21 protein-coding genes are annotated in these 14370 nt (G+C 53.3%); 8 read left to right on the forward strand and 13 right to left on the reverse strand.

Features of this window, described 5'->3' with window-relative positions; genetic code table 11:
* The 3 genes from ACREAY_RS04310 to ACREAY_RS04320 form a co-directional block, all read right to left on the reverse strand.
* Positions 1 to 412, reverse strand: a 412-nt coding sequence (locus tag ACREAY_RS04310) for a signal recognition particle receptor subunit alpha (RefSeq protein WP_431754530.1), incomplete at its 3' end; no start/stop codon positions are given.
* 12 nt (positions 413 to 424) lie between these two features.
* Positions 425 to 940: a prefoldin subunit alpha gene (gene pfdA, locus ACREAY_RS04315; protein WP_431754531.1), complete on the reverse strand. Its 516-nt coding sequence runs from the start codon at positions 938 to 940 to the stop codon at positions 425 to 427.
* Positions 941 to 973: 33 nt separating this feature from the next.
* The gene (locus ACREAY_RS04320) at positions 974 to 1993 is read right to left on the reverse strand and encodes an NAD(P)/FAD-dependent oxidoreductase (protein ID WP_431754532.1); all 1020 of its coding nucleotides are present in this window, start codon (positions 1991 to 1993) and stop codon (positions 974 to 976) included.
* A gap of 85 nt (positions 1994 to 2078) precedes the next feature.
* Between ACREAY_RS04320 and ACREAY_RS04325 the strand changes: the two genes are divergently transcribed.
* Positions 2079 to 2270 (forward strand): hypothetical protein, encoded by a 192-nt coding sequence (locus tag ACREAY_RS04325; RefSeq protein WP_431754533.1) that lies wholly within the window; start codon positions 2079 to 2081, stop codon positions 2268 to 2270.
* 483 nt (positions 2271 to 2753) lie between these two features.
* Here ACREAY_RS04325 and ACREAY_RS04330 read toward each other — a convergent pair whose 3' ends face one another.
* Complete coding sequence (locus tag ACREAY_RS04330; protein ID WP_431754534.1) at positions 2754 to 3029, reverse strand: hypothetical protein; 276 nt, start codon at positions 3027 to 3029, stop codon at positions 2754 to 2756.
* 147 nt (positions 3030 to 3176) lie between these two features.
* Between ACREAY_RS04330 and ACREAY_RS04335 the strand changes: the two genes are divergently transcribed.
* Complete coding sequence (locus tag ACREAY_RS04335) at positions 3177 to 3704, forward strand: hypothetical protein (protein ID WP_431754535.1); 528 nt, start codon at positions 3177 to 3179, stop codon at positions 3702 to 3704.
* Between the two features lie 75 nt (positions 3705 to 3779).
* Here the strand turns inward: ACREAY_RS04335 and leuS are convergent, their stop codons facing one another.
* The 5 genes from leuS to ACREAY_RS04360 all read right to left on the reverse strand — a co-directional run bounded on the left by leuS (position 3780) and on the right by ACREAY_RS04360 (position 10280).
* The gene (gene leuS, locus ACREAY_RS04340; protein WP_431754536.1) at positions 3780 to 6665 is read right to left on the reverse strand and encodes a leucine--tRNA ligase; all 2886 of its coding nucleotides are present in this window, start codon (positions 6663 to 6665) and stop codon (positions 3780 to 3782) included.
* Positions 6662 to 9367, reverse strand: coding sequence for an alanine--tRNA ligase (gene alaS / locus ACREAY_RS04345; RefSeq protein WP_431754537.1), 2706 nt, complete (start codon positions 9365 to 9367; stop codon positions 6662 to 6664). Before alaS ends, leuS begins: the two co-directional genes overlap by 4 nt.
* Before the next feature lie 66 nt (positions 9368 to 9433).
* Complete coding sequence (gene trxA / locus ACREAY_RS04350) at positions 9434 to 9772, reverse strand: thioredoxin (RefSeq protein WP_431754538.1); 339 nt, start codon at positions 9770 to 9772, stop codon at positions 9434 to 9436.
* 32 nt (positions 9773 to 9804) lie between these two features.
* Positions 9805 to 9996: a SecE/sec61-gamma family protein translocase subunit gene (locus tag ACREAY_RS04355; RefSeq protein WP_431754539.1), complete on the reverse strand. Its 192-nt coding sequence runs from the start codon at positions 9994 to 9996 to the stop codon at positions 9805 to 9807.
* Positions 9997 to 10040: 44 nt separating this feature from the next.
* Positions 10041 to 10280 (reverse strand): hypothetical protein, encoded by a 240-nt coding sequence (locus tag ACREAY_RS04360; protein ID WP_431754540.1) that lies wholly within the window; start codon positions 10278 to 10280, stop codon positions 10041 to 10043.
* A gap of 96 nt (positions 10281 to 10376) precedes the next feature.
* On the opposite strand from ACREAY_RS04360, the gene ACREAY_RS04365 reads away from it, so the two are divergent.
* Complete coding sequence (locus ACREAY_RS04365) at positions 10377 to 10655, forward strand: winged helix-turn-helix transcriptional regulator (protein WP_431754541.1); 279 nt, start codon at positions 10377 to 10379, stop codon at positions 10653 to 10655.
* On the opposite strand, the gene ACREAY_RS04370 is transcribed toward ACREAY_RS04365, so the two are convergent.
* On the reverse strand, positions 10656 to 11111 hold the full coding sequence (locus ACREAY_RS04370; protein ID WP_431754542.1) for an Lrp/AsnC family transcriptional regulator: 456 nt from the start codon (positions 11109 to 11111) through the stop codon (positions 10656 to 10658).
* Positions 11112 to 11294: 183 nt separating this feature from the next.
* Here ACREAY_RS04370 and ACREAY_RS04375 point away from each other — a divergent pair, with 183 nt between their 5' ends.
* The gene (locus tag ACREAY_RS04375) at positions 11295 to 11798 is read left to right on the forward strand and encodes a hypothetical protein (RefSeq protein WP_431754543.1); all 504 of its coding nucleotides are present in this window, start codon (positions 11295 to 11297) and stop codon (positions 11796 to 11798) included.
* Positions 11799 to 11834: 36 nt separating this feature from the next.
* Entirely contained in the window at positions 11835 to 12155 is a 321-nt protein-coding gene (locus ACREAY_RS04380; RefSeq protein ID WP_431754544.1) for a hypothetical protein, read from the forward strand.
* Here the strand turns inward: ACREAY_RS04380 and ACREAY_RS04385 are convergent, their stop codons facing one another.
* Positions 12156 to 12533, reverse strand: coding sequence for a hypothetical protein (locus ACREAY_RS04385; protein WP_431754545.1), 378 nt, complete (start codon positions 12531 to 12533; stop codon positions 12156 to 12158).
* 252 nt (positions 12534 to 12785) lie between these two features.
* On the opposite strand from ACREAY_RS04385, the gene ACREAY_RS04390 reads away from it, so the two are divergent.
* Positions 12786 to 13175 (forward strand): DUF6766 family protein, encoded by a 390-nt coding sequence (locus ACREAY_RS04390; RefSeq protein ID WP_431754546.1) that lies wholly within the window; start codon positions 12786 to 12788, stop codon positions 13173 to 13175.
* A 32-nt stretch (positions 13176 to 13207) separates the two neighbouring features.
* Here the strand turns inward: ACREAY_RS04390 and ACREAY_RS04395 are convergent, their stop codons facing one another.
* Entirely contained in the window at positions 13208 to 13537 is a 330-nt protein-coding gene (locus ACREAY_RS04395; RefSeq protein WP_431754547.1) for a hypothetical protein, read from the reverse strand.
* A 197-nt stretch (positions 13538 to 13734) separates the two neighbouring features.
* On the opposite strand from ACREAY_RS04395, the gene ACREAY_RS04400 reads away from it, so the two are divergent.
* Positions 13735 to 13914 carry a hypothetical protein gene (locus ACREAY_RS04400; RefSeq protein ID WP_431754548.1) on the forward strand — a complete coding sequence of 60 codons (180 nt, stop codon included), beginning with the start codon at positions 13735 to 13737 and terminating at the stop codon, positions 13912 to 13914.
* A gap of 21 nt (positions 13915 to 13935) precedes the next feature.
* Here the strand turns inward: ACREAY_RS04400 and ACREAY_RS04405 are convergent, their stop codons facing one another.
* The gene (locus ACREAY_RS04405) at positions 13936 to 14100 is read right to left on the reverse strand and encodes a hypothetical protein (protein WP_431754549.1); all 165 of its coding nucleotides are present in this window, start codon (positions 14098 to 14100) and stop codon (positions 13936 to 13938) included.
* Between the two features lie 32 nt (positions 14101 to 14132).
* On the opposite strand from ACREAY_RS04405, the gene ACREAY_RS04410 reads away from it, so the two are divergent.
* Positions 14133 to 14370: hypothetical protein (locus ACREAY_RS04410; protein ID WP_431754550.1), on the forward strand; the 238-nt coding region annotated here is incomplete at its 3' end.

A 14370-nucleotide genomic window follows, 5' to 3' on the forward strand; every position in this document is an offset into this window, starting at 1 on the left:
GCGATATCCCATTTTTACGCAGCAGGTTCCCCATCTTGGCCACCGTCGTGGTCTTGCCGGTGCCGTTTATGCCGAGAAACACGATTACAAACGGCCCCTTTTTGGCCTCCTTCTTTGCCCTTATCTGCCCGACAAGGTCGAGCCTGCCTGCGCGGGCAAATATCCCGGCAACGGCCTCTTGCAGTTTCGCCTCTATTATCTGGCCGGCGTCCTGTCCCTTTTCAAGTTTCAGCCCGAGGAGGTCTTTTTTCAGTTTTGCAGACAGGTCGTCGACGACTTCTTGCGCCACGTCGCTTTCAAGCAATGCAATTTGCAGTTCAAGCAATGTATCGTCAAGAACCTTCTCGGTTATCTCTTTCTGGCCGATGCTTTTGGCGGCGCTTGAAAAAGCCTTCTTTAGCTTGTCAAACATGCCGGCACACGTCTAGCCCTGCTGCGACGACCGGAGCATCGAGTTGATCTGCCCCTGCATCTGCTCCATGCGCATGGCGATCTCTTGCCTCTGCGCCTCGAGCTGCCTAACGGCGACGTCGTACTCCTTGATGCGGGCCTCTACAAAGTTCAGCGCGTCCTCCCTGCTCTTTTCCATCGCGACGCCGGAGCCGAGGTTGACAATCACCTTTTTGACCGGCGGCACCATCGTCTTTACATAGACGCCGATTCCGACTGGCATCAGGGTCTCGACGTCAACGTCAGAGTTGATGCCCTGGATGGTGGCAGAGGCGATGCGGGCCTCTTCCAACATGCGGCCGATTGCCGCCTGCCGGTTCGTTACGTCGTTTATGTAGGCTTCGAGCATCCTTGACTGTTGGGCCATTTCGTTCAGCTGCTGTTCCATCATGCGCTGTTGGTCGCTTGAAGGGGCGGCGTGCGAATGATCGTGGGGATGATTGTGATCGTGGGGATGGTCATGCGAGTGTCCGGAAGAATCAGTGTGCATGGAACTCACTGTCCCGGCTCGATTTTTAAAGCTTTAGATTTTTGCCACCTTTAGCATGTCGGCCATCCTGACTGCCATGCCGTACCTGTCCTCGTGGCTCCTCATGTGGTTGTATATCTTGATCATGTCGCCGGCGTTCTTTACAAGGCTGAACTTGCCCCGTATCTTTAGCTGCACGAATTTAAAGACCTGCGAATAGATCTCGAATTTTTTCAATACCGCGCTCCGGTACGCCTTCAGGTCGTGCATGTTTTGCACGAAAAGGTCGGCGCACCAGGTTGACGGGATGATGCCCTCGCCCAAGAGAGCGAATACCGTTCCGATGGACTCGCCCACTCCCACCGTCTTGCGGCCGTCGGTGAACGGCTCGCAGTTGGCCGGCGGGCTTATTCTGATGGGCCTGCCCACCTTTTTCAGAGTCTCGCATTCATGCTTTTTCAGAAACTCATCGACGAACCGGTTGTGGCCCTTGTCAAAGTCGCCGGCTCCGACGTGGGCATAGCCGTTGCCGAGCGGGAAATACCAGAAATAGCCGGTCATGGACGGGAAGGCCCGCAGGTAAAAGTCGTCAAACGGCTCCTTGCCGGGCCTGTATTTTACCTTGTACTGCACGCACGGTATCCACATCTCGTCTTGCAAACGCGGCAGATAGTTGCGGTGAAAGCCCGTCGCGTCTATTATCATGTCATAGTCCGGCTCCAGCTCCTCTTTTCTCGGGGCGCGGCCAAACCTGATGTCTGTGCCCCTGACCATATCCTGAATAAGTTTCAGTTTGTCATAGCTGACCATGCCCTTTAATTTCAAGTCGACGTGGTCGCTGTTGAGGTCGACTTTCATGCTCCTGCCGTCGTGCATGACATAGTCGTCAAAATGCAGGCCGCAGTTTTTTGCAAGCCCGGACATTACGTTTTCGCACGTGGCCCACGCGCAGACGGCGTCGTGCTGCTCTTCCGGCATGCGCTCAAAGCCGGTCACCTGCACGTCGTGCATGTCGCTCAGCCGGTTCATTAGGTACGCACCGGCGACGCCGACGCCGACCACCGCGATCTTCATCACTGCAAGAGAGGGAAAAGAACCAATAAAAAGATTGGCAGGCATCGTGCCAACGAATATCTAGCAGTCCCTTTTTCAATAGGGCGTGTCAAAGCCCAAGATCCGTATGCCCGGTGGCGCTCGCGCGGGCATCGGTTTGTTGATAATGGGCGGCATAATTGTCGGCCTTGGCGAGTATTTTGACAGGGGTGCGTGGTCGCTGTACGGCCTTGCAATGGTCGGCGGCGGGTTCGTATTGTACATGGTGTCTTCGATAATCGCAAAAAGGTCACCGTAATGCCACTTGACTGCCTTATCCCTATGATCGTGAAGAATGAAGCGTTACTTTGATTCTGGTTCTTGAAAGAGACTTCTATCAGCATCTGTTGCCCTGTTTTGGTCCTAGTGTCGGCTTCGAATGTAGAGAAAACAAGTTGATGTTGGTGGGTCTAAAACAACAAGTGCATCATAGTATTGCGGTCAAAAGATCAAAAGATTGATAAATTCAATTGTTGTCATCTTTTTATGACAACGTTGGCTGACTTGGCGTCACAGCCGATCTATTTGCCAGCAGACGCTTGCTTTCGATTCTTCTTCATACCGATAGACAATTGTGTCAATATTGCTAGCAAAGATGTTGGTCTCTTTAGCACCCTATCGCTGGCAAGCAACATTGCAGTTCTGGTGGGCATTGGAGTTGCTGCGTACTTTCTAATTAGAAAAGCTAGACGATCCAAAGAAAGCGTAAAAATGCTAGGTAATATATGAGAACCTGTTTGAACTATCGCTGATTTGTCCAGCATCCGGTACCAATTACAAAATGTGCTGATCCGTATACGTTGCTGAACAGAATAGTCCGATAAGTCACGTTCCTCCCTTTGAGCGCCATTTTTGCATTCATGTTCAACTTTATCTTTTCAATCAATGCTTTTGCTGTTTGCGCTTTGAGCCTGATGTGATAATTTTCTGTCACGATAAAATCTGATTTCCTTGATTTCTTTTCTTTAAACAACTGAATGACAGATAGATTAACGAGCCATCTAAACAACTCTTGCAAGTCATAGACCAGCGCCTCTAGCTTTCACAAAGTTTGTGCAATAATCCAGCGCAGGATCAAATTCAACGGCATTAACATTTTTGTACTTCTGATTCTAAAACATTCTTTAGTAAAAAATCCTTTTATTCTCAACTCTTAACGCTAGCTATGGAAAAAAGCAGACTAGCAATATTCAGCTTTGCAGCAGCCTTGGTGATTGCGGCAGGCGTAGCATTACTGCAGAACAATAACGCAACCGCGCAGCAGGCAAGCCAGACAACTTACAGGATACAGGAAACCAAAATGTCCACGGCAGCTCCCGTGGCGCACACCGGGAACCTTCCCCATGCAGTAGTCTTTGCGCTCCCGTTGCTGGAAGACGGCAAGGTCTATACCGGGAGAGCGACGTTTGCCGCAAGCAAGCCCATCGAAGTCGAGGTGTTGCACGTTTACAATCCGGCCCAAGCACCGGACAAAGAGCACGGAGAGCCGCCGACGGCAGTCATCAACGGAACAAAGATAACATATTCGCACCTCACAGGGCTGGTCGATAACACAATAGTCCTCGGCGACGTGCCGACTGCGGCAGGAACGTTCGAGTTCACCGGAAGCGCCTTGGTATTTCACAAAAGGAGCTCGGAGCCATTCACGGTAACGTACACCATCGACGCAACGGTACGCTCTCTGACTCGGTAAGCAACCGGGAAGGACATCGATCCAGAGAAACCATACAGTAATCTGGAGAGACCCTTTCCCTTTTCGTCTAGAAAATTACTCCATGAATACCGCGGGCTTGAACGGCCTTGCAAATTTCGACTTTGCCTTGGGGTCGTATTTCGACGCGTCGTCCTCTGAATAGACCACGACTTCGGCACCGCCAAACTCTTTTGACAGCAGGCTTGCCGCGTCCTTTATCGCGGCTATTTCGTCAAACGCCAGTTTCAGCCTGCGGGTCCTTGCGTCCACCGGCGTCGACAGCACGTCGTCCTGGACCTTTTTCACGAGGTTCGGGTCTGACTTTATCTTGGCAGTCTCGGGGTTTGCTATCAGCTGCTTCATCATGTCGCCAAAGTTTGTCCTGCCTTCCATGACGTTTGCAAGTATCGTCTGGTAGACCGGCGCCTTCCAGCCTGCAGAAGCATAGACTATGATCTTTTTTGGCGCAATTTTTGTCACCTTGACGATGTTTTGCAAGTCTGCAAGCAGGCCGGAGACTAAAAATTCCGATTCTTCGGCGCCGAGGTCCACCCTTGCGCCGTCAGGCTGCGGCCAGCCCGCCTTGGCAATCATGTCCTTGTTCCCGATGCGCTCCCACACCTCTTCGGCCGTAAAGGGCGCAAAGGGCGCAAGCATCCTCACCTGCATCCTCAGGTACTCGGCTGTCATCGACATGGCGGCTGGCGAGTTTTCCCGGCCCTTTGCCGCCGCCCGCTTCAGGTACCACTGCAGGTCCTGCTCCAGCGAATACATGATGTGGTGTATCGACTCCCTCACGCGCAGCCTGTCCATCGATTCAGTCGTTTGCGCGATAGCGCGCTGCAGCCTGCTCTGCAGCCACCTGTCTTCGGCTTGCTCTGGCGCCGACTGCTGGACATTCTTGCATCGGTCGGCCATTTCAAAGACGCCGGACAGTTTTGACCGTATGCCTCTTGCCGTATCGAACGAGAAATCCGCGTCCTGCAGTATCTCTGCAGATACCAGCATTGCAAGTCGGATGGTGTCCGCTCCCTGCTCGCGGATGGCCGCGCGGAGGGGGATGATGTTGCCAAGTGACTTGCTCATCTTTTTCCCTTCCATCAGCACCGAGCCGTTGACCACTATCTGCCCGGGCCAGTTTTCCCTGCCAAAGATGGCGACGTGGTTAAAGACAAAGAACGATAGGTGGTTTGGCACCAGGTCGCGCCCAGAATGCCTCGAATCAACGGGGTAAAAGTACTGGAACTCTTTTCTTACCAGCTCTACAGTAGATGCGGGCATGCTGCATTTCTCTGCGACCGACTGGGCGTCGCCTGCGCCAAGCAGCACGTAATCGAAAAATGAATCGTTTATTGTTTCGCCGGCAGGCACCATGCCCCCGTTCACGTACTTTGCAATTACATAATAGGCCATGTAGATGACTGAATCTGACAAACTCTCGACTATCCATTCCGGGTCCCACGGCAGTTTCGTGCCGAGCCCCGACTTTCTCGCGCAGGCCCGCTCGCGCAGCCAGTCGATTACATAGTCGAATTCCTGCCGGATGTCCTGCGGCACGACGTCCATCTTTTGGATGCACTCGTGCGCAAGGGCCTTCCATTCCTTGTCGCCATAGTTCAGGAACCACTGGTTGTTCAGCAGTTTTACGACGCACTCTGCCCCGCACCTGCATTTCACCGGCTTGTTGTTCAGCTCGTACATCGCCGACGAAAAGCCGGCGATGTATTCCTTGACCTCGTTCTTGGCTACCGCAACCGGCTTGCCTGCGAACCTGCCCGCGTTTGGCAGCATCTTGCCCTTGTAAAACTCGTGAGAGTACAGGTCGCTTGTCGCCTTTTCAAGGCGGCTCTCGTGGGGCCCGGGGACGGCTTTTGCGATTGCCTCGGCCGCCGGAATGCCAGAGTACCCATCCGACTCGATTATCTTTACCGGCTCGGCAACAACTGAAAGGTTGAATTTTTGTTGCGTCGCGTCGTCGGCTTTCAGGTCGGCAAGTGCCTGGTAGTCAAACGGCGCGTGCGCCGGTACTGACATCACAATCCCGGTGCCGCTGTCCGGCTCTACAAACTGCGCAGGGTACATTGGAATTGCGGAATTGTTGAGTGGGTTTGTCACCTGCCACCCGACTATTTCGCTTCCCTTCAATGTCCTTGCAATTGAAACCGAGTGGTTGAGAAATTCCAGCTTGCGCGCGGCCTCCTTGCTCACTATCCACCTTTCGCCGTCGACCGTTGCCTCGACGTATTCGGCGTCGGGGTTGACCCACATGTTGGTGACGCCAAAGAGCGTCTCGGGCCTCAACGTGGCGGCGGGTATCACCACGCCGTCATGCGTGAACTTTACAAGCATGTATTCGGTGAAATCGGGCTCGACGTCGCCCATCGTGTCGTGCTGACTGACTGGGTTCTGGTCGCGGGGGCACCAGCCCACGGGGTGCGACCCCTGCACGATAAGCCCTTTGCTTTTCAGCGTGCGGAACTGCCACGAGATGAACTTTGAATACACCCTGTCAATCGTGGTAAACTCGCGCCGCCAGTCCATCGAGTACCCCATCTCCTTCATGCCCTGCTTGATCTCGTTGTGGAAATAGCTCGCTATCTTTACCGGCTCTACAAACGTAGAGATGACGTCGTCTGTCAGCTTGTACACGTTGTGGAACGTCTCTAGCAGGTCGGCATCGCCTGCCGCGACCCTCCTCGACATGCCAAGAATGGGCGTGCCGGTATAGTGAAAGCCCATTGGAAAGAGCACGTTGTAGCCTTTCATGCGCATGTACCGGGCGTGCGCGTCTGCCAGCGTGTACGTCCGGCCGTGGCCGATGTGCTGGGGCGAATTTGGGTACGGGTACGCGACTGTCACAAAGTATTTTTTCCTGGAAGGGTCGGGGTCAGCCTGGAAGAGTTTTTGCTCCTCCCACTTTTTTATCCACTTGTCCTCCAGGGACTTCCAGTCAAAGCTCATGCCTTTGCAGCCTCTTCTGCAAGCTCTAGCGCTTCCTTTACCTTGTCGCGGAGCCGGCCTCCGCCCTGGCCGAACCGGTCGTCGCCCCCGCCGGACCCGCCCAGCTTTGCAGACACCTGCTTGGCAACCGCGCCAGCCTTGACCTTTTTGCGCGCCTCTGCTCCTGCAAACACAATGACCCTCATTCCCTGCCCCTTTGCCACGAGCGCGACGTAGACAAGCGACGGGTCGAGCCCTATGGCCTTTTCACCGATGGCGATATGATAGTCGTCGTCCAGCTCCTCGTCAAACGTGCTGTACATTTTCAGGCCGCCGATCTTTTTTGCCTGCTCTGACACGCCCTTTGCCACCGTCGCGCCCACGACCTTTATCATCGTGCGCACCTTTTTCTTGGCCGCCTCTGCGTCGTCCATCGCCTTGCCAAGCGACTCGACCACTTTTTCCCGACTTGAGCCAAGAGCCTGTGCAATTGATGTCAATTGGCTTTCCTGCGTCTGGACATAGGTGACTGCGGCCTCGCCGGCCACGAATTCAAGGCGCACGACGCCGTCCTGGATGCGCTCTGACTTTACTATCTTTACCATGCCAATGTCGCCGGTCCTCTGGACATGCGTTCCGCCGCACGCCTCGATGTCCCACCCTTCGACGTTCACGATTCTCACGTTGTTGGTCGGGACGACCCCTCCCTGGTATATGCGGAAGCTGTACTTTTGCTCCGCTTCGCCCCTGTCAAAGAACTTGACGCTCACAGGCAGGTTGCGGCGTATGACGCCATTTGCAGTCTGCTCTATCCTCTGCACCTCTTCCTTTGACAGGGCCGAGTGGTGGGTGATGTCGAGCCGGGCATAATCCGGGTCCTTGAAAGCCGAGTTTTGCCACACCCACGAGCCGAGGTTGTTGCGCGCCGACGAGTTGATGACATGCGTGGCGGTGTGGTGCTTTGTTATTAAATCGCGCCGCCTGCCGTTGACAGAGCCCTTGACAACCTGGCCTTCTGCCAGCTTGCCATCGACCTTGTGGATAACGACGTCGGCCTGCTTTGTCACCTCAATCACCCTGGCGCCGGCAAGCTCGCCGGTGTCCGGCTCTTGCCCTCCGCCCCGGGGATAGAACGCGGTCTGGTCAAGGACTGCAAAGTTGTCCACTACCTTTAGCACCCTGGCCTCAAACTCGCGTATCGATTCATCCTGATAATACAACAACTTGGTTGGCGGCAGGCCTTCGAGCCCGCGGATAGGCTTTGCCGCCTGCGAGCCGGCCGCGACGCCGGCATGAAGGTCTGCAAGTTTTGTGTAGAATGTTGAAGGCACGCTTGCGATTACGCCCTGCTCGACCAAATAGTCGGGCGTTATGCCGTCAGACTCGTAAAGCCTCATCAGGTCGTCGACGTTTATTTCGCCGGACTTTGCCTTTAGCGCCGACGCGGTTGCGTTCATGCGCTCCCGGGAGCCGACGTAGCGCGTCGATTCCAGCTGCAGTATCGCCCTTGCGTCTTCCCGGTGCTCCTCAAGCTCGGGGTACATCTGGCGCAAATAGTCGATGTGCATGTCGGCAATGTCTTCCAGTTTCACCTTCCAGCCCATGCGCTCCAGTATCGACAACGCACGGCGGAGTATAACGCGCAGGTTATAGCCGCCGCCCACGTTTGACGGGAGCGCGCCGTCCGATATCGCAAACACGAGCGTCCTGACGTGGTCGGCGATTGTATATACCGACTCGTGGGGCGCCACCATCCTTGCCAGCTGCTCGTACGGCATCCCCATCTGCTTTGCAATTATTGCCTTTAGCTCCTTCACGTTGCCATTGGTTGTTTCAAGCTTGGTGGAAACTGCGCCAAAATACTTTGACAGCATCTCGCTGTTCCTGTCGGTGCCGGTCAGCTCCATCAGCTTGTCGGTGACTGGGCCAAAGCAGCAGTCATAGCTCGTGGGCGTGCCCATCGTTATCCAGGAAAAGCGCTCCAGGCCGGCGCCCATGTCGATTATCTTGTTTGGCATCGTGCGGTAATTGTTCTCGTTGCCCTCAAACTCGGTAAAGACGGCGTTGCCAAGCTCAAGGCCGCGCACGAAATACTCTAGCGAATATCCAAAGGCGCCTGCGCCCATCCACACGTCTTCGACAAACGTTATTTCTTCCGGCCTAATGCCGAGGCCCTGCGTCAGCATGCCATAGTCAAGGTCGATGCACTTGTCCTTCCAGTAGCCGCCCGGCGCGTCGGCGTTGCAGGTCTGGCCGACCATGCAAAAGCCGGTATAGTGCCGGCCTGAAAGCCCAACGTTTTCAATGTCGTTAAAGCGCAGGCACATCTGCGGCACGACCAATGGGTTTGCCGGGAGTTCAAATACAATCTGGTTGCCCACGATGCGCTGGAAATCAACAATCGATGCTATCGTGAAATACAGGTCGTCGCGCCACCGGCAGACGACAGGGTAGCGCCTCACAATTTCGTGGTTGTTTTGAGAGAAATGGCGCTCAGTCTCCTTCCACGCGCTGACATAGTCCAGGCGCTTGGTCGTCGGAGGGTTGCCGATAAAGCCATAGTCCTCGTGGTCCGGGCAGTCCGGCCTGCCCACAAGCGACCAAAAGTGCTTGCCGCATTTGCCGCACTTTTGCCTCTTGAACCCCATCCTGTCAAATAGCTCGACCCTATAGTACCTGTCAGGGTTTGACGAAAACATGGCGGCGAGTTCCTTTTTTCCCAAAGCGGCCCTTCACGTAATCGCCAACTATACGGTATTAATGCTTTCGCGATAAAAAGGAAAGAGGCATCAGGCCTTTGCCAGCGAGTTCTCGATGAACTTTATGTACGACTCTTTTGGCATCGCGCCTATCGTCCGGCCGACTTCCTGGCCGCCCCTGAACAGTATGAGCGACGGTATCGACTGGACGCCGTACTTCATCGCGATCTCTTGGCTCTCGTCGACGTTTAGTTTTGCCACCTTTACCTTGCCGGCCATCAGCTTGCCGATCTGCTCGACTGCGGGCCCCACCATCCTGCACGGGCCGCACCATTCGGCCCAGAAATCGACAAAGACAGGGAGGTCTGCCTTTAGCACTTCGGAATCCCACGTCTTTGTATTCACGGGGGTAACGCTGTTATTTTCCATGCAAGTCATTGGAATAAACGGTATTTGAACGATCAGCTGAGCTTGCCGCCAAAGCCCAGCGACACAAACTCGGCGACAAGTTTTATCACAAACGCAATGCCGCCTATCGCTGCCAGGCCCAGTGCCACGAGGCGCAGGTGCTGGTTATAGTCTTCCCTGCTGGTCTTTTTCGCCAGCCGGAGGGTCTGGATGATCTCGCTGACCTTGCGTTGCACCAGAGCCATTTTGACTGCTAACTTACTAGCCGTATATAAAACATGGGTTTGGCCTAGTTCAGCTCGTGGGATACAAGCTGGTGCTCTTTTAAAATCGTCCGCAACATCTTTTCCAGTTCTGCGTCGCCCCGGGCACGGGCCCTTTCTATTTCGACCGCCAGCGAAGAGCACAACACGCACCACAAAGAGCTGGATATTTTCGTCGCGTTTGGACTGGTATCGGCAGATTTTTCGTTTTTGCTCGTTTCTCCTTCTTTTTTGATTTTGTTTCCATCCGCCGCTTTTTCCTGCAAATTTATCCGGAACAAGCATTAGACTTTATCATATTAAAGTTTACTTTATCCACATATCGCAAAGTCATTTTATCGCAAACGCTATTCATAAGGGCAGTGGCGACGCGCAACAAACGTTCAGTCATCTATATCCTGGCCCAGTCGTACGCGCTGGAAATCCTTGACGCCCTGGCGAAAAAACCCTTGAGGTTTACGGACCTTGCCGCGTACGGCCCAAACGAAAGGACCCGCTCGCAGCGCCTGAAAGAGCTTGAAGGGAGGGGCCTATTGACCACCGTCAGCATGAAGATGGAAAAGAGGCACTTTGTGCACTATACCCTGACTGACAAGGGCAAGGCAGTGCTTCAAAAAGTAAAAGAGATGTCGGATTACTAGCTATTTTGCAGTATAGACGGGCTCTTTTTCCGTGCGCTGCATCTCGACAAACGTTTCCGTGTTCTGGATGCCATCTATCTTGCCGACGCGCTCGATTACGACGTTGTGCAGCTCTTCAAGCGTGTGGGCGTTGACCGTGACTATCATGTCAAACCTGCCAGTAACTTCTGACACCGAGCGCACCTCGGGTATCTTTAGCAATTCAGTGTGGATGGGCTCCTTCAGCTTGGGGTCGCGGTTGATGCCGACCGTCGCCTTGACGTTTATGCCAAGCATGCTCTCGTTGACGATGACCGTGAATTTCTTGACGAGGCTGCGCTTTGACAGGCGTTTTATCCTGCTGTAAAGAACTGAAGCGTTGATGTTGAGTTTCTTGCTCAGGCGCGGGACTGAAATGCTCGCATCCTTGGTCAGCTCGGACAGGATCCTCATGTCGAGCTCGTCAAACTTGTGCATATCCTTCTAACCTTCGGTGCCTGTGTTAATAAATGTAATTCTGCACCTATTGTCACGGCAAAAATCGATTACTTTATTGATAGACAGGCATTTTCTGAAAAACTTGGCACCTGCTAGGCCAACTTTGACCCGCCCGCCCCCGCAAGTAATATATAATTTCAAGGCGGACTTGCTCTCACAAGCATGTTTGGCAAGGGAGGAATCAAGCCCGGCGAGTTTATCTTTGTCGTGCAAAAGGACGGCGAGTACAACCGCATCATTATCGGCAGGATCCAGGCTGTCAGTGGCAGCAAGATCCGCGTCACGGGCACGCAGATAAGGCCATCCGGGCTGATAGAGCGCGTAAAGGCGGGCAAGGCTGGCGACAGGTCAAGGCAGGTGCTTGCAAGCCCCGACCCCAACAACTGCGTCTTTATGCTCATAGACAGGGTGGAGACGAGCCCTTTCAACGCCGACGTCGACCAGGCGCAGGACCGCGTGATATGGATAAACGAGAACCGCTACCTCGTGCTGGACGGCTGGATAAAGGAGAACCTGCCCGAGATATTTGCGGCCGCGCTGACGTCGGCGGCAGAGGAGGATAGGCAGCAGGCAAAGGCGGCGCTCCGCGAAAAGATGGGCTCGCTCTACGAGCGCGACTTGAAAGAGCACGTCTACGCGGTGGCAAGGAGCGCCAAGCTCCTCTAGCGCAAGAGTTAATTCCGGGGCAGGTGTAGGCTAGCTGTGTCGTTCTTTGGTCCGCCGGGCGGTCAAGGCCCGACTTTTGACAAGAAAAAGTACGAGCACCTCACTATGTCGATAAGGCAGACCGTCCTTGAGAGGGCGCACAACCGCTGCCAGAAATGCTCTACCAAGTTCAGCCCAAGCGTCCAGCCGCAGTTTGAAAACATCAATGGCAGCAAAAAGGACAACAGGCCGGTGAACATCCGGGCGCTGTGCGCCAGCTGCTATAAAGCTGTGGAGGAAAAGGCTGCAAGGAAGAAGGGCATCATGGGCGGCCTGCGCAGGGCGTTTGACAAGGTGCCGGTTGATTTCAAGAAATAGCTATTTCACATAAAGGCCGTTTTCCCGGAGAAGCGGGATTATCTTGCCCATGATGACTGAGTCGTGCTCTGATTCCAAGTCAAAAGACACCATGAGCGTCCAGTCGTCGCGCAGCGGTATGGTTGCCCTTTTCACGTTGCCGTACCTCGCAAAGGCATAAACCATTCCCCCGAGTTTCTCCTCAAGGGGCTTTCTGAGCAGCATCCGTATAGTGGACTGGACAACGGACAACTCGGACTCTTTTTCTGTCAAAAGCGGGGCGAGGCCCTTTCGGTACTTGCTTGCCACTATCTTGCCGCCGTTTGCCATGCCTGCAAACCTCACTGCCCTGTCGAGTGACAATATCCTGTCGCACACGGCCTGCACGGATTCTGGCATGACCAGTGCGGGTTGTTGGCAGCTACTAATAATCCCATTGCTGTCTGCTCAAATCAATGAAATGATGTCTTGGAAATGCTGGCATGACCAGCTCAGCCTTAGTTGACTGAAATGACAGGATAACGCAAGAGGGGCCCAGGGCCGGCCCTCTATTTTTTTACTGTACCGCATTTTTAGCTCTTGTTTATTCAGCTGTAATGCCCCGGATTTTTCACGAGCTACTCATTATATTTTAGAAAAGGAACGATAGTTGTGTCAAAGGGCCTATTGTCGCAAAAGAGCAGGCACGGCTTTCTCTGGGTCACACTGGGCTTTTTCCTCATCAGCCTCGTGATTCACTGGACATTCGCATGGCTTGCCTATGTCGAAGAGCAGAATGAACAACGCCAGCCAGTGCAGGCAGGCGATTACTTTAACCAGACGATGCGCGACACGATGGAAAACTGGCAGTCGGAATTCCTGCAGCTGATGTGGCAGGTTGCAGGGCTTTCATTCCTCCTCTACCTTGGCTCCCCGCAATCAAAGGAATCCAGCGAGAGGATAGAGGCAAAGATCGACCTCCGTATCCGGGCCATCGAAGACGACCCGGAAAAGACAAGGCAGCTGATCAGGGAGATAGAAGCAAAATATCCAAAAGTGTAAAATTCCTTATCTAGAAAATAAAAAAAGAGGTCCTATGCCTCTGCTATGCGTATTCTTGTCTCAATGTCTGAAGGCAGGGTGACTGCGCGGTACCGGGTGTACTCTTCATACGTTGGAGGCGCGTCGCGCATAAAGTCCATTTTTTGGCCTTCTGTCACGTTAAAGTGCAGCATGTGCCCGTCGTACCTTTCAGCCAGGTATTTCGGGATAAAGAACCTGTCCTTGCTCACGCGCCCCTTTTGCGTCACGATATAGTGCCTGCCGATCTCCTGCACTTCGCCCAGGTCGACATCGTTGCTCACTCCCCGGGCTTCTTTTCCCTTCAGCTCGTCCCAGGCTACAAAGTTTGTGACATCTGTCATGCAGGTACATGGTTTTCATCATTTTAATGAGATACGGTTGACGCAGACGTCAAAAAATGGCAGATAATGAACGATGAAGATGACATACCTTTGCCAGGACTAGCACTTATCCTGCGGTCCTAATCTTTATGTTCAGTAGTAAGGCACGGTTAACTAAGTTAAGTCCGGCGTATATAGTCGGCCATAATAGCTAGAGCATGGCCGAGTATTTCATAAATTCAAAGGCCCATGAACAGTCCTACCTGCTTGGAGAAATGGAATCTCTTGGTCTAAGGATGATTCAACTGAATGAATTCAATGATAACTCTGAGCCTCTGAATTTGGTTAATGGAATAAGAGACTTTTTTCTCAAAGAATATGGTCTATTGAAAGAGTGACGCGCGCTTCTTTGTCAACCATTAATGATGCTTTAGTTTGTGAAGCTCATCCAATATCTCATTTTGCTTCTTCTCTAGAGCCTCCAACCTGTCTCTTAGATTTCCCACGACTTTGGCAAGGGCGCTGGTGTCGGGATTCCTTGATTGTGTAAGCGAATTTAATTCATCGTACTCTCTTTCGCCCATATCGAAATTAACGTGAGGGCTACTTTTAACCCTTGAACATTGGCTCAATATCTGGCAGTTTCATAGCCATTAGCTTGGATGTCGAGGCTAATCTTCACCGTCTGTCACCGGGAGCCAGAACTATGTCCCTTAATCTTTCCAGCATATCCAGCTCGGCCCTCAGGACTCATTCTGCCTCTTATGGAGATAAGCCTAGTTCCACCACGCCTTATAAGCGCGGAGGGGTTAACAAGTACATGAACATTGCTCAAAGTGAGAATGAATCAGTTG

It is taken from the genome of Nitrososphaera sp. (assembly GCF_050748925.1).
In the GTDB taxonomy this organism is placed as follows: domain Archaea; phylum Thermoproteota; class Nitrososphaeria; order Nitrososphaerales; family Nitrososphaeraceae; genus Nitrososphaera.